Consider the following 18,336-nt stretch of genomic DNA (forward strand, 5'->3'; position numbering starts at 1 on the left):
CCCCCAGCCCGACCGCCTAGCCCCCGCTCCCCTGGCTGGCCCACCGCCAGGCCACCCACCGGCCTGGGGGGAGGCGTCCCCGGGGAGAAACCCCCGGCCCGGACGCGCATCCTTGAGAAAGGCTGGGGGGATGGCTATAAGCCCCGGCCCACTACAACGCTGGACCTCCCTCCCATCCTGGGCGGGGGCAAGGCGCACTGGAGAGAAGCCATGAAGCCCGACATGCACCCGGTCTACCCGCCCTCCCGCATCACCTGCGCGTGCGGCAACGTCGTCGAGACCAAGTCCACCCGCGGCTCGTTCAGCGTTGAAGTCTGCTCGAACTGCCACCCGTTCTTCACCGGCAAGTACAAGCTGCTGGACACGGCGGGCCGCATCGACCGCTTCAAGAAGAAGTACGCGAACAACGCGCCGGCCGCCAAGAAGGGCGCCAAGGCCGCCGAGCCGGAGAAGGCCTAGTCCTTCCGGCTCCACAGCATCCGCAGCACCCCACGAGCAGGGTCGTGGAGGGCCTCGAAAGACAGAGGCGCTCCCGCCCTGCTCGCGGTGTTTCTGGCCTCGGACGCGCGTCAAATTTTCGCGCGCGTTTTCGGTGCTACAGCCAATTACAGGCCAGAAATTCGACGTAGCAGCCAACTGACCGCACAGTCCGCCGCGTCCCAGAAAGACGTCTGTCCCAAAGACGGAGGCGTGATGTTCGCGGAAGCTGCTGCCCCTGCCCTGAAGGTTGTCCGACGCTCCCAGAACGACAGCGTCTTCGCGAAGCGCGGGGAGGCCTACACGCTGCTGCAGGGCGACAGCCTGGAGCTGATGGCCCAGCTGCCCGAGCAGTCCTTCGACCTCATCTTCGCGGATCCGCCGTACTTCCTGTCCAACGGCGGCACCACCTGCAAGAACGGCAAGCGCGTTTCCGTGGCCAAGGGCCAGTGGGACGTCTCCCGCGGGGTGGAGGAGGACCACGCCTTCACCACGAAGTGGCTCGCGGCCTGCCAGCGCCTGCTGCGCCCCACCGGCACGCTGTGGGTGAGCGGCACCCAGCACGTCATCTTCAACGCCGGCTTCGCCATGCAGAAGCTGGGCTACAAGCTGCTCAACACCGTCACCTGGTACAAGCCCAACGCGAGCCCCAACCTGGCGTGCCGCTACTTCACGCACTCCACGGAGCTGCTCATCTGGGCCTCGCCGTCGTCCGGCGGCAAGCTGAAGCACGTCTTCAACTACCAGCGCATGAAGGCGGAGAACGGCGGCAAGCAGATGCGCGACGTGTGGAACCTGCCGCGCAACGGCGAAGAGGAGCTCACCGCCGACGGCTCCGGCCGCATGTGGACGCAGACGGCCCCGCGCGGCGAGGAGAAGGCCTTTGGCAGCCACCCCACCCAGAAGCCGGTCGCGCTGCTGGAGCGCATCCTGGAGGCGAGCTGCCCGGAGAACTCGCTCATCCTGGATCCCTTCAACGGCAGCGGCACCACCGGCGTGGCCGCCCTGAAGCACGGCCACCGCTACGTGGGCATCGACATGAACCCGGAGTACCTGACCCTGTCCAAGAAGCGCCTGGACGCGGCCCTCAAGTAGTCAAAGCCCCCTCACGCGCGGGCGAGGATGAGCTCCACGCCCTGCCGCGCGATGGGGTGGTACCTCGCCCCGTTCTTCTCGAACGCCGCGCGCGCCACCTTGCGGTGGTCGCGCGACGAGGCGAGCACGCTGTAGAGCGGCTTGAGGTACTTCATGCGCCCCACCTCGCCGAGGAACTCCTCGGCCCGGCCGAGCGGCGCATCGAAGCCCGCGCGCAGCGCCGCCACCAGCCACGCCACCAGCACCTCCGAGTTGCGGCTGCCCGTCAGCCCGTACTTCGCGTCCAGCTCGCGGAAGACCTCCTGGGACGTGTCCGCCGGCATGGATTCCAGGAAGAGCTGCCACTCGGTGGGCGTCCAGTCCTTCGTGTCCGCCTGCGAAGGCACCTTCCCGCGCAGCTTCTCCAGCGCCTCCAGCCGCGCGGAGGTGGGGCGGGGCGCGCTCTGCGGCACGCCGGGCCGGTTGAGGTACGCGTCCGCGTCCACCTTCGCCAGCGCCCCGGGCAGCTCGGCCTCCGTGAAGCGGACGAACTCCTCCGTGGTGAGCGCCTGGAAGCGGTACTTCTCCAGGTAGCGGCGCAGGAACCCGTCGAAGGTGGGGCGGCCCACCGCGTCCTCCAGCGCGCGCAGCAGCAGGTAGCCCTTCTCGTAGGGAATCTGGGAGAAGGCCTCGTCCGGGTCCACGCCGGACAGGTGCGTGCGCAGCGCGGTGAGCTGCGGGTGCGCGCGGAAGTGGTGCATCGCCTCATCCAGCGAACGGCGCCCCAGGGCCGCGTGCAGCGCCGCGACCTCCGGCCCCGCCAGCGCCTCCAGGATGCGGCGCTCCGCGAAGACGGTGAAGCCCTCGTTGAGCCAGAAGTGCTCCGCGGACGCGTTCGTCACCAGGTTGCCCGTCCACGAGTGCGCCAGCTCGTGCGCCACCACGTTCACCAGGCTCTTGTCCCCCGCGATGAGCGTGGGCGTGAGGAACGTCAGGCGCGGGTTCTCCATGCCGCCGTAGGGGAACGACGGCGGCATCAGCAGCAGGTCGAAGCGCTCCCAGTCGTACGGCCCGAAGAGCGACTCCGCGGCCCTGAGCATGTCGTCCACGCCCGCGAACTCGTCCGCCGCGTCCTCCAGCGCCTCCGGCTCCGCCCACACGCGCGAGCGCGGCCCCAGCTCCTTCGACGTGAGGCTGCCCACCGCGAACGCCAGCAGGTACGGAGGCACCGGCTGCGGCATCTCGTAGTGCTCCTCCGCCTCCACGCCGTGCTCTTCGCGCGCGACGAATGACGCCGCCATCACGGACTTCAGCTGCTTGGGCACGCGCAGGGACGCGCGGTAGCGGATGCGGATGCGCGGCGTGTCCTGCAGCGGCACCACGCTGCGCGCGTGGATGGCCTGGCACTGGCTGAACAGGAACGGCTGCTGCCCGCCCGCCGTCTGCGAGGGCGTCAGCCACTGCAGCGCGCTCGCCTCCGGCGACGTGCGGTAGCGCACGGTGAGCTGCTTCACCCCCGAGGGCAGTTCAATGCGCAGCCGGCTGCCCAGGATGGGTTCAGGAGGGGAGAGGATGTAGGGCAAGGGGCGACCCTGGGCATCCACCACGCCGCGGATGTCCAGGTCGCGGGTGTCCAGGTCGAGGGGACCAGCTGACGCCTCCTTGAGGGTCAGCGTGGCCTCCGCGTGCAGGCGCCGCGTCCGGAAATCGACGCGGGCCTTCCACTCCAGCGTTTCGGTCTCGGGCTGCGTGCTGTCGTTGTACGAGTGCGGGTCGAGGCGAGCCATGGGGGGACGACTTGTAGTCGGGGAGCCGACCTCCTGGCGAGGACACCCGACGGCAATGCCGGTTGACTTCCGGGTCAATCGCCTACATTTGTGCAGTCGCCTACTTCCTTAAAGGGAGCTGATTTCCGATGACGACCCGGATCCGAAAAGTGGCGGTGCTTGGCGCTGGCGTGATGGGCAGCGGCATCGCCGCGCATCTGGCCAACTCCGGCGTGCGCGCCCTGCTGCTGGACATCGTTCCTCCCCAGGCTGCTCCGGGCGAGGACACCGCTTCCAAGGCGTTCCGCAACAAGTTCGCGCAGGGCGCCATCGCCAACCTGCGCAAGGCGAAGCCCAGCCCCATCGTGTCCGAGCAGGTGCTCGCGGCCATCGAAGTGGGCAACCTGGAGGACGACCTTGCGCGCCTGGGGGAGTGCGATTGGATCATCGAGGTGGTGAAGGAGGACCTGGCCGTCAAGCAGGCCCTGTTCGCCAAGGTGGAGAAGCACGCCCGCAAGGACGCCATCATCTCCTCCAATACCTCCGGCCTCTCCATCGTGGGCATGACCGAAGGCCGCGGTGCGGAGTTCAAGAAGAACTTCCTCGTCACCCACTTCTTCAACCCCGTTCGTTACATGAAGCTCCTGGAGCTGGTGGCGGGCCAGGAGACGAACCCGGAGGTCGTGAAGACCATCCACAAGTTCGGTGAAGAGGTCCTGGGCAAGGGCATCGTCTACGGCAAGGACACCACCAACTTCATCGCGAACCGCATCGGCGTGTACGGGATGATGCGGACCATCTCCGAGATGCAGAAGACGGAGATGACCATCGAAGAGGTGGACAAGATCTTTGGCCCGGCCATGGGCCGTCCCAAGTCCGCCGTGTTCCGCACCGCGGACATCGTGGGCCTGGACACGTTCACCCACGTGGCGAAGAACTGTTACGACACGCTGACGCACGACGAAGAGCGCGACGTCTTCGCCGCCCCGGACTTCCTCCAGAAGATGGTGGAGAAGAAGATGCTGGGCGACAAGAGCGGAGGCGGCTTCTACAAGAAGGACCGCTCCTCCGGCGGCAAGGACATCCTCGCGCTGGACCTGAAGACGCTGGAGTACCGGCCGCAGGCCAAGGTGCGCTTCGACTCGCTGGGCGCCGCGAAGGAGATTGAGAACGTCAAGGAGCGCGTGGCGTCCGTGATGAACGCGGACGACAAGGCCGGCAAGTTCGCCGAGCGCGTCACCCTGGACGTGCTGGCGTACTCCAGCCGCCGCATCCCGGAGATCGCCGACGACCTGGTCAACGTGGACCGCGGCGTGCGCTGGGGCTTCGGCTGGGACCTGGGGCCCTTCGAGGTCTGGGACGCCTACGGTGTCCAGAAGGGCGTGGAGCGCATGAAGGCGCTGGGCCTCAAGCCCGCCGCCTGGGTGGAGGAGATGCTGGCCAAGGGCCGCACGTCCTTCTACGGAGTGCAGGACGGCCGCGACACCTACTGGGACATCCCGTCCAAGTCCGTGAAGCCCGTGGTGGAGAACGCCCGCACGTCCCGCGTGGAGTACCTGAAGCGCGGCAACAAGAAGATCACCGGCAACGACAGCGCGTCGCTGTGGGACATGGGAGACGGCGTCACGCTCCTGGAGTTCCACTCCAAGATGAACTCCATCGACGATGAGATCATCGCGATGATGAACACCGCGCTGGATGAGACGGAGAAGAACTTCAAGGGTCTCGTCATCGGCAACGACGGGTCCAACTTCTCCGCCGGCGCGAACATCATGGCCATGCTGATGGCGGCCAAGAGCGAGGACTTCGACTCCATCCGCAAGATGGCGTCCGCGTTCCAGGCGGCCAACCAGCGCATGCGCTACAGCCCCGTGCCCGTCGTGACGGCGCCCTTCAACCTCACGCTGGGCGGCGGCGCGGAGGTCACCATGGGTGGCAACGCGGTGCAGGCCAGCGCGGAGCTGTACATGGGCCTCGTGGAAGTGGGCGTGGGCCTCATCCCGGGCGGCGGCGGCACCATGATGCTGCTGCGCAACGTGTTCGGCACGTACGCGGCGGACAAGGACTTCGACGCGCTGCCCTTCCTCAAGAAGGTGTTCCTCGCCATCGGCATGGCGAAGGTGGCGACGAGCGCCGAGGAGGCCCGCGAGATGGGCTTCCTGTCCCAGCAGGACGGCATCACGGGCAACCGCGACTTCCTCCTGTCGGACGCGAAGTCGCGCGTGCTGGGCCTGGCGAACGGCGGCTTCCGCCCGCCGCGTCCCACGCGCTTCCGGCTGCCGGGCCCCAACGGCGCGGCCACCATCGACATGATGCTGTACGACATGCAGCTCAACAATCAGATCAGCGCCCACGACCGGAAGATCGCCCAGAAGCTGGCGCGCGTGCTCTCCGGTGGTGACACCAGCCCGTCCGTGCTGGTGACCGAGGAGAAGCTGCTGGAGCTGGAGATGGAAGCGTTCCTGAGCCTCATCGGCGAGGAGAAGACCCAGGACCGCATGATGTTCATGCTCGAGAAGGGCAAGCCGCTGCGCAACTAGCGCGAGGCGTTTACCCAATGGTTTTCCAGACGCGAATTCCGAAGCACGCCCGGACGCTGTCCGGGCAGGGAGACATCTAAAATGTCCGGTCGAGTCGTGATTGCCAGCGCGGTGCGCACCCCCTTCACCCGCGCCCACAAGGGAGAGTTCAAGGACACGCGGCCGGATACGCTCGCGGCCCTTGCCATCAAGGAGGCCGTCGCCCAGGTCCCCGGCTTGAAGCCGGCGGACGTGGAGGACGTCATCATGGGCTGTGCCATGCCGGAGGCGGAGCAGGGCATGAACGTGGCCCGCAACGCGAGCCTGCTCGCCGGCCTGCCGGACACCGTTCCGGGCCTGACCATCAACCGCTTCTGTTCTTCCGGCGTGCAGTCCGTGGCGCAGGCGGCGCAGGGCATCAAGTCCGGCATGCTCCAGGTGGCCGTGGCCGGTGGCACCGAGTCCATGACCATGGTGCCCATGGGCGGCAACAAGGTCTCCGCCAACCCGGAGATCATGCAGAAGCTGCCGGAGGTCTACACCTCCATGGGCGCGACGGCGGAGAACATCGCCTCGCGCTACAGCGTCACCCGTGAGGACGCGGACAAGTTCGCCGCCGAGTCCCAGCGCCGCGCGGCCACCGCCCGCGAGCAGGGGAAGTTCAAGGAGGAGATCTTCCCCGTCACCACCACGATGTTCGACGAGGACGGCAACCAGAAGCAGGTGACCGTCACGGTGGACACCATCCTGCGCCCGGAGACGACGGTGGAGGGCCTGGCCAAGCTGCGTCCGGCCTTCAACGCCAAGGGCGTGGTGACGGCGGGCAACGCGTCGCCGCTGACGGACGGCGCGGCGGCCGCGGTGGTGATGAGCGAGGAGAAGGCGAAGGAGCTCAACGTCAAGCCGCTGGGCTACTTCGTGGACTACGTGGTCGCCGGCGTGCCGCCCGAAATCATGGGCGTGGGCCCGGTGCCCGCCATCCGCAAGCTGCTGGAGCGCAACAAGCTGAAGATTGAGGACATCAGCGTCTTCGAGCTCAACGAGGCCTTCGCGGCGCAGGCCCTGCACTGCATCCGCGAGCTGGGCATCCCCCAGGACAAGGTGAACCCGAACGGCGGCGCCATCGCCCTGGGCCACCCGCTGGGCGTGTCCGGTGCGCGCATGGTGGCCACCATCCTGCGCGAGCTGAAGCGCCGGGACGGCCGCTACGGCGTGGTGAGCATGTGCATCGGCGGCGGCATGGGTGCCGCGGCGCTGGTGGAGCTGGCGAAGTAGTCCGCTTCCCTTATCGCGCCCCCTGTTGGCTGAAGGGGGCGCGAAGGGGATTGTCAGGAGGCCGGGGCGTCCGGGTCGTTCACCGGGACGCCCGCCAGGCGCAGCACCCGCAGCGCGTTGGTGGTGTCCACCACCCCCTGCCGGAGCTTGTAGTCGAACACCATCTTCCCGTCCTCCAGGTGGTCGCGGAAGTGGACGTTCACCACGTGCGAGCCCGGCTCGTCCGCGAGCACCGCCAGCGACAAATCATGCGTCGTCACCGCGCCACAGGCGCCGGAGGCGAGCAGGAGCCGCAGCACTTCCCGTGAGGCAATCTGGCGCTCGCGGGTGTTGGTGCCCAGCAGGATTTCGTCCAGGAGGAAGAGGGCCTGGCCCTTCGCGGCCGCCGCCGCGTCCAGCACCATCTTCAGCCGCAGCACCTCCGCGTGGAAGTAGGACACGCCGCGCTCCAGCGAGTCCTTCACGCGCATGCTGGTGAGCACCTGCACCGGGGACAGCCGGAACGACGCCGCGCACACCGGCGCGCCCGCCAGCGCCAGCACCACGTTCGCGCCCAGCGCGCGCATCAGCGTCGTCTTGCCGCTCATGTTGGAGCCCGTAATCAGCAGCGCGTGGCGCGGGCCGGGCAGGGACACGTCGTTGGGCACGGGCGCGTCCAGCAGCGGATGCCCCAGCGCGGTGGCCATCACGCTCGGGCCCTGCGCCTCCAGCTGCGGCCAGGTGAAGGCAGGGCGGTCATGGGCCAGGCCTCCCAGGCAGCACAGGGCCTCCAGCTCCGCCAGGCCCTCGAACCACTGGCGCACGTCGCGGCCGTGCGCGGCGCGCCAGTTCTCCAGCGCGAAGAGGGCGTGGATGTCCCAGAGCGTGAGCCAGTGCACCAGGGGGTGGAACTGGTGCCGCTTGAACTCGATGAGCGAGTACAGCCGGCTGAAGCGCTGGAACCGCGCGGACACTGGAGGGCCGCCCTGCGCCGTCAGTCCGGCCTGGAGCTGCTTGAGGCGCGGGTGCTCGAAGGTCTGCTTCTCCACGCGCTCGAAGAGGGATGCGTAGCGCGCGAAGCCGCGCTCGCCGCGCTCCACGCCTTCGTCCATCTGCCGCAGCGTGCGGCGCGTGGCCACGGCGACGCCCAGCTGCGCGAGCAGCCCCAGCCAGACGAGGCTGTCCGGAATCACGCCCACGGTGCCCAGGATGAAGAGGGTGAGCGTCACCAGGGGCAGCAGGACGGCCAGGGGGCGTGACCAGCGGATGGCATCCAGGGAGGGGCCGGCCTCCGCCCACTCGATGAAGAGGGCGGGGTCCGCCTTGTCCTTCGCCACCACGCGGGCGTCCACGCAGAGGTCCTGGCGGAAGTCCACGCGCGGGGAGAGCTCCCGCGCGGCGCCCTGCCGGGTGACCACGGTCTCCGCGGTGGCGGGGGAGGACAGCCACGCCGCCAGCCGCTCCTCGCCCGCGCGCGTCGCCGTCTCGTTGATGAGCTGGAAGAGGCTGCCCTGGCCAAAGACATCCAGGTCCGTGGCGTAGAGGTGGTTGGGGGAGAGGAACCGCTCCCCTTTGTCCGTGAAGGAATGCCAGCCGCCCTCAAGCCGCGCCAGGCCGCGCTCGTTGAGCAGCACGAAGAGGCGCGCGCGCTGCTCCTTCAAGAACACCTGGTGGTGGAGCACCGCCAGCAGGCCATAGACGGCGAGCGCCCCGGCCGCCGCCCACCACCAGGGCTTGGGCAGCCGCCCCATCAGCGTCAGTGCGGCCACCACCAGCGCCGCCACGAAGGCCACGGTGCGCAGGTTGGCGTACCGGGCGCTGACGCGGTCCAGCTGCGTCAGGTCCGCCTGGGCGGCGGCGCGGCGGTCGGTGTACGTGCGATGCGGGCTCTGGGACTCGGTCGGGACGGGCACGATGGCCGCGCATGCTGTGCGCCCCTCCATCCCAGGGCAAGCACGCAACGAGCGGGATGTCCGGGGCCCGCGGAGTTGACTCCCGGCGGGCCTCCGGGATTTGAATACCCCTCGTGAGGGACGGTCGGGCCGGCCGTGTCTCACCGAGGGGGCTTCACCCCATGCCGTTACCCAAGGTCGTGCTGGGCGGAGGGCTCGTCGCGAGCCTCTTCGCCGCGCCTCCCGCCGAGGCGCGCTTCGGCAAGCGCTCGGACTCCCACGAAACGTCGAAGCCCGTCCACAAGGCGTCCGCCATTGGCGCCGAGGACGACACTTCGAAGCAGGACGACGAAAACAAGAACCGCTCATCCAGGACGACGACCGTGTCCTCCACGGACGACACCTTCGAGTTCAACTCGAGCGCGTCCGACGACGCCGTTGGGGTCATCCTGGGCGCGCTCTTCGAGCTGATGTTCCGGGGGATGGGGGAGGCCATCGGTAGCATGGGCACCCACCAGGGCCACGACATCGACGCTCCGGACGCGCAGCCCGAGCGCAACTCGCTCCGGCACGCGGTGCCGTTCTCCCTGCGCCTGGGCATGCTGGTGTCACCCATCCAGGGCGGCATGGGCGTGGACTTCGACCTCGGCTTCGACACCCGGCGCTTTGGCGTGGACCTGCGGCTGGCGCGCCTGACGGGGAGGTGGGACACCTCGGCGTACCGCGAGGCGCGCACCCTGGGGGAGCTGCACCTGACGTACTCCCCCATCGTCCGGGAGGAGCTGCGCCTGCGCATGGAGGCCGGCGTCTCCACCCTGGATGCGCCCGGGCGCCTCTACGTGGCCCCCAGCGCGGGCGTGTCCGTGGAGGCGTGCCTGCTGGGCCCCCTGGACGTGGAGGGGCGCCTGCAGGTGACACCCGGCCCCTACCAGCAGCTGGACGCGCGCGCGGGGCTGGCGCTGCACCTCGGCGGGTTCATGCTGCGCGGCGGGGTGCGCTACCTCAACCTGGACTCCGAGGTGGCGCCGCTGGGGATGCCCCTCGGCTTCGCACCCGAGTTCGGCGCCGGCTTCGTCTTCTGAAAACACCACGGGCCCGGCCGCGGATGCGGTCGAGCCCGTTGGACGTCACGGTCCCTGCGTGGAGCAGGGACGCGAGGGATTACTTCTCCTTGGAGGCCAGCTTGCGCAGGGCCTTCTGGTCGCGCACGCAGAGGATGCGGCCGACGTTGCCGAGCACGCCCTCGCGCTTCATCTCGTTGATGAGGGTGGACACGAAGGAGCGCGAGGCGCCCACCAGGTCCGCCAGGTCCTGCTGCGTAATCCCGCGCAGGTCCGTCTCACCGCCGTGGGGGCAGCGCTCACCGTGCGCCTCCACCAGCGTGAGCAGGGTGTCCGCCAGCCGGGCCGGGACCTCCTTGAAGGTCAGGCCCAGGACGCGCTTGCGCAGCGAGCGCACGCGGTCCGCGTAGGCGCGCACCACGTCCACCGCCAGGGCCGGACGGGCCTCCAGCTGGGCGCGGAAGTCACGGCCCTCGATGCTCCACACCTCGGCCTCGCCCGCCGCCACGGCCATCTCCTCGATGGGCGTGCCTTCCGGGCGGAACAGCTCGCCGAACAGGTCGCCCGGGCGGAGGATGGACACCACCGAGCGGGTGCTGTTCTTGCCAATGCGCATCAGGCGCACGCGGCCGGACTTCAGCAGGTACACGCGGTCCGACGTGTCGCCGGGGCGGTAGATGGTGGAGTTGTGCGGGAAGGACTCGACCTTGAAGTAGCCCTTGAAGTCGATCGCTTCCTGGCCGGGGACCAGCTTGTTCGCCGTCACCATCATGCCGGACGACGTCGCCTGCAGGGGCGCCACGACGTTGGAACCGATGGGGCCGAGGGGGCGGTTGAAGCCGTGCATGGGAGTCTCCTGGAAAGACGGAAAGGGATGGGGAAGGTTGGTCGCTGCTGCTGCTGCGGACGGACCTTGCCCTTTCCAAGAGGCGTGCCAGAGACACTCGAAGTATTCCCAGGGGAACAGTTCGAGGAATGCCGGGTACTTAGCGCTACAGCCCGGTCCGCCCCCCCCAACTGTGTCCGAAACCTGAAACAGAACGTTCAAACAGTCTGATCAGTTTGAACGAAACGTTAAAGAGGCGCACCGGTTTGTCCGGGCTGGGACACTGTCAGGAAGCATCCTTCACCGGATAAGGGTGCACCTGTGGACCATGACCCTGTGCAAGACCGAACTTTTGAAGCTTTCGTTCAAGGGTCGGACGGCTGATGCCCAGGATCTGACACGTGCGGCCCTTGTGGCCCTTGGTGACGGCCATGGCGCGGGCAATGAGCTGCCGCTCGGCCTCTTCCAGCGTGGGGATGAGGCTGACGTCGTCCACGGCGGGGGCGGCGAACATGCTGCTGGCGGCGCCAGCGGCGCGCTGGGCGGCATCCAAAGGCCCTGAAGGGGTGGCCTCCAGGGCGGGCAGGTCGTCACCCCGGAGGACGTCACCGGGGGCCAGCACCACGGCGCGGGTGAGGACGTTCTCCAACTCGCGCACGTTGCCGCGCCAGGGCAGGCGCGTGAGGCGCTCCATCACCTCGTGGGGCACGCGGGTGACGCGCTTGTGCACCTTCTCGTTGATGCGCTCCAGCAGGTGCTTCACCAGCGGGGGGATGTCCTCGCGCCGCTCGCGCAGGGGTGGGATGACGAGCGTGATGACCTTGAGGCGCTGGTAGAGGTCCTCGCGGAAGCGGCCCTGGTCCACCTCGTCCGCGAGGTTGCGGTGGGTGGCGGCGATGACGCGGGCGCGCAGCTTCACGCGCTTGACGCCGCCCACGCGCTCGAACTCGCGCTCCTGGAGCACGCGCAGCAGCTTCGCCTGGAGCATCAGCGACATGTCGCCAATCTCATCCAGGAACACGGTGCCGTCCTCGGCCAGCTCGAACTTGCCGGGCTTGCCGGCCACGGCGCCGGTGAAGGCGCCCTTCTCGTGGCCGAACAGTTCGCTCTCCAGCAGCGTGTCCACGATGGCGGAGCAGTTGATGCCGATGAAGGGCCGGGGCTCGTCGTAGGAGTAGTTGTGGATGACGCGGGCGATGAGCTCCTTGCCGGTGCCGCTCTCGCCGTTGATCAGCACCGTCGCGGTGCTGCCCGCGACCTTGCCAATCTCCTTCACCAGCTGCTGCATGGACGGGCTGGTGCCCACGATGTCGCCCAGGCGGACGACGGCGTTCTCGCGGTGGACCTCGTCCGCGCGGCGCGACAGCTGGCGGTACTCCAGCGCGCGCTCCACCACCAGGTCCAGGGCGGCCGGGTCCGGGAAGGGCTTGTGGATGTAGTCGAACGCACCGGCCTTCATGGCCCGGATGGTCGTCTCCATGTCGTGGTACGCGGTCACGAGGATGATGCGTGCGTCGCCGCACAGCGTCTTCATCTCCTCGATGATCTCCAGGCCCGTACGGTCCGGGAGCATCATGTCCAGGATGACCACGCTGGGCATGTTCTCCTGGGCGGCCTTCAGGCCCGCGGCGGCGCTGGTCGCGGTGACGACCTGGTAGCGCGGCTGCCCGTCGTCCTGCTCGATCTCCTCGAAGTGCATCGTGAGGGTTTCGAGCAGCGACACGTCATCGTCGACGATGAGGAGGGTCTCCATGGGGTCCTCAGGCGGCGAAGGTCAGCGTGAACACCATCCCCGGTTCCGCGCTCCCCTGGGCCGCCACGTCGCCCCCCACGCCCGTCATCACCCGCCGCAAGGCAGCCAGGGACAGCCCCGCGCCTCGCGCCAGCCGCGAGCCGAAGGGGTCGAACAGCGTGCCCCGCTCCTCGGGAGGCAGGGCCGCGGCCGGATCATCCAGGATGAGGCTGACGTGGCTGGGGTCGTCCTTGCGCAGCGTCACCTGGACGCGGCCCTCTTCGGGCAGGCCCATGGCCACGTTGAGCAGGACTTGTGCGAGCACGGGCCTCAACCGGTTGGGATCCACCCTCACGCGGGGCAGGTCCGCCTCTTCATTCACGTCCACCTCGATGCGGCGCTCGGCCAGCTCCGGGGCCACCATGGCGGTCGCCTCCTGGACGACCGAGCGCAGGGCGTGGGCATCCAGGTTCGCGGCGCTCTCGCGGCCGTACTCGGAGAGCAGCCACAGCATGCGCTCCATGGTCCGGATCTCGCGGTTGGCGATGGTGAGCCGCCGCTTGTCCCGGTCCGACAGGCCGGTGTTCCGGGCCAGCGTCTGCACCGCCATCTTCACGGAGGACAGCGGGTTGCGGATCTCATGGCTGAGCGACGAGGACAGCTTGGAGATCTGCACCGGCGGGGCGCCCTCCAGCACGGCGCCCAGGTCGAGCACGCCCGCGGAGGCCTCTTCGCCGTCCATGCCCAGCACGAGGCGCAGGTGGGTGGGGGGCGGATTCGCGTTGACGCCGCCGGAGGAGACGGTGACGAACTCCACGGCGCGGCGGTCCTCGCGCGCTCGCGCATCCAGTTCGCGGGCGCGCTCCTGGGGAACCCCGAGCGCGGTGTGCAGGGACATGCCCACGAGCGCCTTGGCGTCGCGGCGCAGCACCTGGGCGCAGTCCCCCTCGGCACGTGTCACCCGGAGGTGGGGGGACCAGGCGAGCTGAGCGACTTGCAGGAGTTGGGCGTTCATTGGTGGACCTGAAACATACCGGGTAACGTCGAGCGCGTCCCTATGACCCGCACTCCACGTCCTCCGAAGAACCTTGTGGCCGCCCTTCTGTTCCTGTCCGGGGCCACGGCGCTCGTCTACGAACTGGTGTGGTCCAAATACCTGGGGAACGTGCTGGGCAACAGCGGTCAGGCGCACGCCGTCGTGCTGGCCACGTTCATGGGGGGACTGGCGCTGGGTGCGTTTGTCTTCGGGCGGACAGCGGACCGGGTGAAGAGCCCGCTGGCGCTCTACGGCGTGCTCGAATTGGGCGTCGGTCTGTACGCGCTGGCGTTTCCCTACGTCCTGGGAGCGCTGGAGCACCTGTGGCTGGCCCTGGCGCCGCACGTGCCGGAGGGCCTGCGGGTGGCGCCGCGCCTGCTCGTGTCCTCGCTGTCACTGGTGGTGCCCACGCTGCTCATGGGCGGCACCCTGCCGGCGCTGGTGCGGCACTTCGCGGCCAGCCTGGCCAGCGTGCGCAAGGAGCTGGCGCGGCTGTATGCCATCAACAGCCTGGGCGCGGCGGTGGGTGTGTATGTCGCGGGCACGCGGCTGGTGCCGCTGGTGGGCCTGTCCGCGTCCGCTCAGATCGCCGCCGGCCTGAACGTGTTCCTCGCACTGGCGGCGTTGGCGCTGGCCCGTCAGCACCCACCGGCGGTGGTGGTGGGGGCGGCTCCGTCGGCGGAGGACGTGGCCTATCCCCGGCGCGCGGTGCGGGCGGCGCTCATCGGCGTGATGCTCTCCGGCTTCACGTCCATGCTGTATCAGGTGACGTGGATCCGCCTGCTGGCCATCGTGCTGGGCGCTTCCACGTATGCCTTCACGCTCATCCTGACGGCGTTCATCCTGGGCATCGGCCTGGGCAGCTTCTGGCTGATGACGCGCAAGGAGGGTGGGGATTCGCTGAAGCTGTATGGGTGGACGCAGGTGGGGCTGGTGTTGAGCCTCTGCGTGGCGCTGCCTTTGTACGTGCGGCTGCCGCACCTGTTCCGCTGGTCGGAGTGGATGCTCACGCGCGCGGTGGAGACGTGGCCCATCTTCCAGGGCGTCACCTTCGCGTTCTGCTGCGCGGTGCTGCTGATCCCCACGTTCATCATGGGTGTGGCGTTCCCGGCGGCGGCGCGCGTGGCCACGGCCAAGGTGTCCGAGGTCGGGCGCGAATTGGGCGGCGTGTACCTGTGGAACACGGCGGGCACGCTGTCCGGCTCCGTGCTGGGCGGGCTGGTGCTGATGCCGTTCTGGGGCATGCAGGGCAACTTCATCGCGGGCGCGGTGGCGAACCTGGTGGCCGCGGGGCTCGCGTTCCATGCGCTGGCCGCGCCGAAGGAAGGGGAGGGCGCGAGCGCGGTGCCGGCGTGGAGGACGTTCGCGCCGGTGGGCGGGGCGGCGCTGCTGGCGGTGGTGGTGCTGGGCAGCATGCAGGGCTGGCCGCAGCGGCTGTCGGGCATCGCGGCGATGCGCGCGTATGAGAAGCCGCCGGAGAGCTACGCGAAGCTGGTGGAGGACACGGAGCGGGCCATCGTGCCGCGCTTCTACGCGGACGACACCTTCGCCACGGTGATGGTGGGGGACCTGTCGAGCGAGAGCCTCCGCTTCATGAAGATCAACGGCAAGACGGACGCCACGAACGGTGGCGACATCGAGACGCAGGTGATGGCGGGCCACCTGGGCGTGCTGATGCACCCGCGCGAGCCGAAGAACGTGCTGCTCGTCGGCTCGGGCGCGGCCATCACCGCGGGCAGCGTGCTGGCGCATCCGGTGGAGCGCCTGGACATGGTGGAGATCTCCCCGGCGGTCATCGAAGCGGCGCGCCTGTTCAAGGCGGACAACCGCAACGCGGTGGATGATCCGCGCACGCACGTGCACATCGACGACGCGAAGACGTTCATGGCGCTGGCGCCGATCAAGTACGACCTCATCGTCAGCGTGCCGTCCAACCCCTGGGTGACGGGCGTGTCCGGCCTCTTCACGCGCGACTTCTTCCAGCTGGTGGACAAGCACCTGACGGACGACGGGGTGCTGGTGCAGTGGATCCACACGTACGAGAGCAACACGGAGCTGGTGAAGCTGGTGATGCGCACGCTGCACGACACCTTCCCGCACGCCACGACGTGGCTGGGGCCGGAGGACCTGGTGATGGTGGCCAGCCGCAAGCCGCTGTCCTTCGACGCGGCGGCGGTGGCGGCGCGCATGGCCCGGCCGGAGGTGAAGGAGGACCTGGCGCGCGTGGAGATCCACGACCTGTTCGGCCTGTTGTCCAAGCAGGTGCATACGGAGGAGGGCCAGAAGGCCTTCGCGGGCGAGGGCCCCATCAACACGGACGACCACAACCTGCTGGAGTACGCGTCACCGGTGGCCTTCTTCCTGGCGAACCTGGACGTGCGGGTGAAGGACGAGCGCCGCTCACCGGAGCTGGGGCCGGGGCTGCTGTTGCACCAGTACGTGCGTGAGAACCCGCCCACCGCCGAGCAGGTCGCGAAGCTGTACCGCAACGTGGAGCGCTACCACTCGGAGAAGAACCCGGTGGTGCGGGGCGTCGCGGCGCTGTGGCATTCGCTGGCGCCGGAGGACCCGGCGGCGGCGCTCGCGCTGGGCCGGGCGGTGCTGGCGCAGGGAGACCTGACGCTGGCGGCGTCCCTCCTGGAGCCAGAGGTGGCCAAGGGCGGCCGTTCCCCGGAGCTGGTGACGGAGTACCTCAAGCTGGTGACGGCCCGGACCTGGGCGGCGCGCACGGTGTGGACGCCGGTGAACGGCGAGGAGGCGCTGGCGGTGGCCCGGGACGTGGTAGCGCGCCATCCCCAGGACACGAAGCTGCAGAAGGCATACAAGGCCTACTGTGAAGCGCTGCCGCCGGCGGCCTGCACGCGCCCGGCGAATCCCCCCACGGTGGCGCCCGGCGCGCCGTGAAAACGGAGCGGATCAGGCCGTTGAGAGGTGCCAGGTCCGCGGAATTGCTTGATCCGGGCCCCCATCCTCCCGATGACGGATGGAGGTGCTTGCCCGCCCGTTGTACTGTCCGTATCGACCCTGACTTCCCGCAGGGTGTGTCTCTCCACCGCTGCAACGACCCCCGGAGTTCCCCATGAACGCGATCGCGAAGGCCCCGAAGAAGCAGTTCCGCAAGAACCGTGGTCAGGGCATGACCGAGTACATCATCATCGTGGCCCTCATCGCGATCGCCGCCATCGGCGTGATCACGCTGTTCGGCGACAACATCCGCAAGCTGTTCGGCGCCTCCGCCGCGGCGCTGGCCGGTAACGACAACGTCGCGAACGACGGCCAGACGGCGACCGACGCGCTGAAGAAGAAGACGATGAAGAACTTCGGTCAGAACAACACCTACTGAGCCACGCTCGGCGGTGCGCGAATGGCAGGTCCCTCCATCTGGAAGGGCCTGCCATTTTGCTTTTGCGGGGTGGGGACTACCGGGCCTGCGGGGCGGAGAAGCCCAGGCGGCGCAGCATCACCTGCCGGATGGACGGGATGCGGAAGCGGAAGATGAAGGCGTCCGCGAAGTAGTGGGCGAGCACGCACGCGAAGCCCAGCGAGGTGAACGCGCGCAGCAGGGGATGTGTTTGAGCGCCGCCGCCAATGCCCAGCGAGCCGCGCATGGGGCCATCCAGCAGGAAGCCATGCACCACGCCCAACGCGAACAGCGGAAGCATGGAGACGACCATGGCCGGCCAGATGAGCTTCCGGCTCAGGCGGGGTGAGTCACCCTCGCGAGGCTTCAGCATGCGGGCGCTGAGGACGTAGTACTCGAGGCCGTGCATGCCCGGGAGCATGACGTAGCCCCAGGATGGGGCCACGAGCGCCAGTCCGGTCGCGGTGGCCATGCCCAGGAGGTAGAGCACCTTGGGGCCGCTGGCGGTGCCGGAGCGGAGCACGCTGCGGAACAGCAGGAGGAAGTAGCCCAGCCAGATGGCGATGAGCAGCGGCAGCGTCTGCCACGGGAGGACGGCGCCCTGGCCCACGTCGAGGTAGGCGCCCGCGCCCGGAGCGGCGGACTCGGCGACGAAGAAGATTCGGACCAGGAGGACGCTGAGGAGCAGCGGGACGTAGAGCTGCTGGAGCTTGCGCTCCAGGGCGGAGGGCGGCGCGAGTCCGGCCTGTCCACCGCGCAGGCCGTGCAGGGACCACAGGCCCCGGTGTTGCGACAGGGTGTGGTGCATGCCGAAGACGTTGAAGATGACGGCGACGGCGAAGGTGTGGATGGAGCGGTCGGCGTAGAAGGTGAAGAACAGCGCCGCGCCCACGCCGAGCATGGCCAGCGCACCGGCGAAGATGGTGCGCGGCTGGTGGGGCGCGGCAGTGAGCACGTCGCGGTGCACTCCGAAGAGCAGGAACGTGAGGATGACGTGCGTGGCATTGCCCAGGAGGTTCTGGGCGGTCCAGCCCAGGAGCCGGTGGGCGTTGTCCGCGGCCGCCGGGGCGAGGAAGGTGCTGGCGACGGCGGCGACCAGCGTCAGGGCCAGGGGGAGGCCCAGGATGGCGAGGTCGGCCCGGGGAGAGAACAGCCACAGCTGGCGAAAGCGCAGGGAGCCGGGAGCGGCCGGCGTGTCCTGCTCCGTGGCGGTGGCGACTCCGGGGCTCAGCGGTGTCATGGGATTGGGAGTATACCGGGTCCCCAGGCCCCCAGAACCCGAGCCACCCTGCCTGCCAGGCGGGAGGCGGAGTGGGGGCAGGCCCAGGGGTGATTCAC

The 18,336-nt window shown here is 69.0% G+C and carries 13 protein-coding genes; 7 read left to right on the forward strand and 6 right to left on the reverse strand.

The genetic code is table 11. The annotated features are described in order from the left end of the window. Positions 1-210: 210 nt before the first annotated feature. Both rpmE and D7X96_RS21320 read left to right on the forward strand, forming a co-directional pair. Positions 211-459 (forward strand): 50S ribosomal protein L31, encoded by a 249-nt coding sequence (rpmE, locus tag D7X96_RS21315; RefSeq protein ID WP_120549018.1) that lies wholly within the window; start codon positions 211-213, stop codon positions 457-459. A 234-nt stretch (positions 460-693) separates the two neighbouring features. After that, the gene (locus D7X96_RS21320) at positions 694-1,572 is read left to right on the forward strand and encodes a DNA-methyltransferase (RefSeq protein ID WP_120549017.1); all 879 of its coding nucleotides are present in this window, start codon (positions 694-696) and stop codon (positions 1,570-1,572) included. An 11-nt stretch (positions 1,573-1,583) separates the two neighbouring features. Here the strand turns inward: D7X96_RS21320 and D7X96_RS21325 are convergent, their stop codons facing one another. Next, positions 1,584-3,338 (reverse strand): M1 family metallopeptidase, encoded by a 1,755-nt coding sequence (locus tag D7X96_RS21325; RefSeq protein WP_121770578.1) that lies wholly within the window; start codon positions 3,336-3,338, stop codon positions 1,584-1,586. Positions 3,339-3,466: 128 nt separating this feature from the next. Between D7X96_RS21325 and D7X96_RS21330 the strand changes: the two genes are divergently transcribed. Together D7X96_RS21330 and D7X96_RS21335 are read left to right on the forward strand one after the other, a co-directional pair. After that, the gene (locus tag D7X96_RS21330; RefSeq protein WP_121770579.1) at positions 3,467-5,857 is read left to right on the forward strand and encodes a 3-hydroxyacyl-CoA dehydrogenase/enoyl-CoA hydratase family protein; all 2,391 of its coding nucleotides are present in this window, start codon (positions 3,467-3,469) and stop codon (positions 5,855-5,857) included. Positions 5,858-5,938: 81 nt separating this feature from the next. Further along, complete coding sequence (locus tag D7X96_RS21335) at positions 5,939-7,111, forward strand: thiolase family protein (RefSeq protein ID WP_014395192.1); 1,173 nt, start codon at positions 5,939-5,941, stop codon at positions 7,109-7,111. 53 nt (positions 7,112-7,164) lie between these two features. Here the strand turns inward: D7X96_RS21335 and D7X96_RS21340 are convergent, their stop codons facing one another. Next, the gene (locus D7X96_RS21340; RefSeq protein WP_121770580.1) at positions 7,165-9,033 is read right to left on the reverse strand and encodes a MutS-related protein; all 1,869 of its coding nucleotides are present in this window, start codon (positions 9,031-9,033) and stop codon (positions 7,165-7,167) included. 131 nt (positions 9,034-9,164) lie between these two features. Here D7X96_RS21340 and D7X96_RS21345 point away from each other — a divergent pair, with 131 nt between their 5' ends. Beyond that, positions 9,165-10,064 carry a hypothetical protein gene (locus D7X96_RS21345; protein WP_120549013.1) on the forward strand — a complete coding sequence of 300 codons (900 nt, stop codon included), beginning with the start codon at positions 9,165-9,167 and terminating at the stop codon, positions 10,062-10,064. Positions 10,065-10,143: 79 nt separating this feature from the next. Here D7X96_RS21345 and mrpC read toward each other — a convergent pair whose 3' ends face one another. From mrpC to D7X96_RS21360, 3 genes are all read right to left on the reverse strand, one after another. Next, complete coding sequence (gene mrpC / locus D7X96_RS21350; protein WP_014395195.1) at positions 10,144-10,890, reverse strand: Crp/Fnr family transcriptional regulator MrpC; 747 nt, start codon at positions 10,888-10,890, stop codon at positions 10,144-10,146. Between the two features lie 265 nt (positions 10,891-11,155). Continuing rightward, positions 11,156-12,622, reverse strand: a complete 1,467-nt coding sequence (locus tag D7X96_RS21355) for a sigma-54-dependent transcriptional regulator (RefSeq protein WP_120549012.1) — start codon at positions 12,620-12,622, stop codon at positions 11,156-11,158. A gap of 7 nt (positions 12,623-12,629) precedes the next feature. Then, entirely contained in the window at positions 12,630-13,562 is a 933-nt protein-coding gene (locus tag D7X96_RS21360; protein WP_233609487.1) for a sensor histidine kinase, read from the reverse strand. Between the two features lie 129 nt (positions 13,563-13,691). Between D7X96_RS21360 and D7X96_RS21365 the strand changes: the two genes are divergently transcribed. Together D7X96_RS21365 and D7X96_RS21370 are read left to right on the forward strand one after the other, a co-directional pair. Beyond that, entirely contained in the window at positions 13,692-16,541 is a 2,850-nt protein-coding gene (locus D7X96_RS21365; protein ID WP_244219677.1) for a fused MFS/spermidine synthase, read from the forward strand. Between the two features lie 175 nt (positions 16,542-16,716). Beyond that, positions 16,717-16,980 (forward strand): hypothetical protein, encoded by a 264-nt coding sequence (locus tag D7X96_RS21370; protein WP_120549010.1) that lies wholly within the window; start codon positions 16,717-16,719, stop codon positions 16,978-16,980. Between the two features lie 76 nt (positions 16,981-17,056). On the opposite strand, the gene D7X96_RS21375 is transcribed toward D7X96_RS21370, so the two are convergent. Beyond that, positions 17,057-18,238, reverse strand: a complete 1,182-nt coding sequence (locus tag D7X96_RS21375) for a hypothetical protein (RefSeq protein WP_121770581.1) — start codon at positions 18,236-18,238, stop codon at positions 17,057-17,059. Between the last annotated feature and the right edge of the window lie 98 nt (positions 18,239-18,336).

Origin of the sequence: Corallococcus interemptor, from assembly GCF_003668875.1 — a bacterium.
Lineage (GTDB): Bacteria > Myxococcota > Myxococcia > Myxococcales > Myxococcaceae > Corallococcus > Corallococcus interemptor.

What these genes read in the sequence shown, in the direction of transcription:
- D7X96_RS21345 (WP_120549013.1), top strand. Translation starts at nt 9,165, where the DNA reads ATGCCGTTACCCAAGGTCGTGCTGGGCGGAGGGCTCGTCGCGAGCCTC.
- D7X96_RS21330 (WP_121770579.1), top strand. Translation starts at nt 3,467, where the DNA reads ATGACGACCCGGATCCGAAAAGTGGCGGTGCTTGGCGCTGGCGTGATG.
- rpmE (WP_120549018.1), top strand. Translation starts at nt 211, where the DNA reads ATGAAGCCCGACATGCACCCGGTCTACCCGCCCTCCCGCATCACCTGC.
- D7X96_RS21325 (WP_121770578.1), bottom strand. Translation starts at nt 3,338, where the DNA reads ATGGCTCGCCTCGACCCGCACTCGTACAACGACAGCACGCAGCCCGAG.
- D7X96_RS21355 (WP_120549012.1), bottom strand. Translation starts at nt 12,622, where the DNA reads ATGGAGACCCTCCTCATCGTCGACGATGACGTGTCGCTGCTCGAAACC.
- D7X96_RS21340 (WP_121770580.1), bottom strand. Translation starts at nt 9,033, where the DNA reads ATGGAGGGGCGCACAGCATGCGCGGCCATCGTGCCCGTCCCGACCGAG.
- D7X96_RS21375 (WP_121770581.1), bottom strand. Translation starts at nt 18,238, where the DNA reads ATGACACCGCTGAGCCCCGGAGTCGCCACCGCCACGGAGCAGGACACG.
- D7X96_RS21320 (WP_120549017.1), top strand. Translation starts at nt 694, where the DNA reads ATGTTCGCGGAAGCTGCTGCCCCTGCCCTGAAGGTTGTCCGACGCTCC.
- D7X96_RS21335 (WP_014395192.1), top strand. Translation starts at nt 5,939, where the DNA reads ATGTCCGGTCGAGTCGTGATTGCCAGCGCGGTGCGCACCCCCTTCACC.
- mrpC (WP_014395195.1), bottom strand. Translation starts at nt 10,890, where the DNA reads ATGCACGGCTTCAACCGCCCCCTCGGCCCCATCGGTTCCAACGTCGTG.
- D7X96_RS21370 (WP_120549010.1), top strand. Translation starts at nt 16,717, where the DNA reads ATGAACGCGATCGCGAAGGCCCCGAAGAAGCAGTTCCGCAAGAACCGT.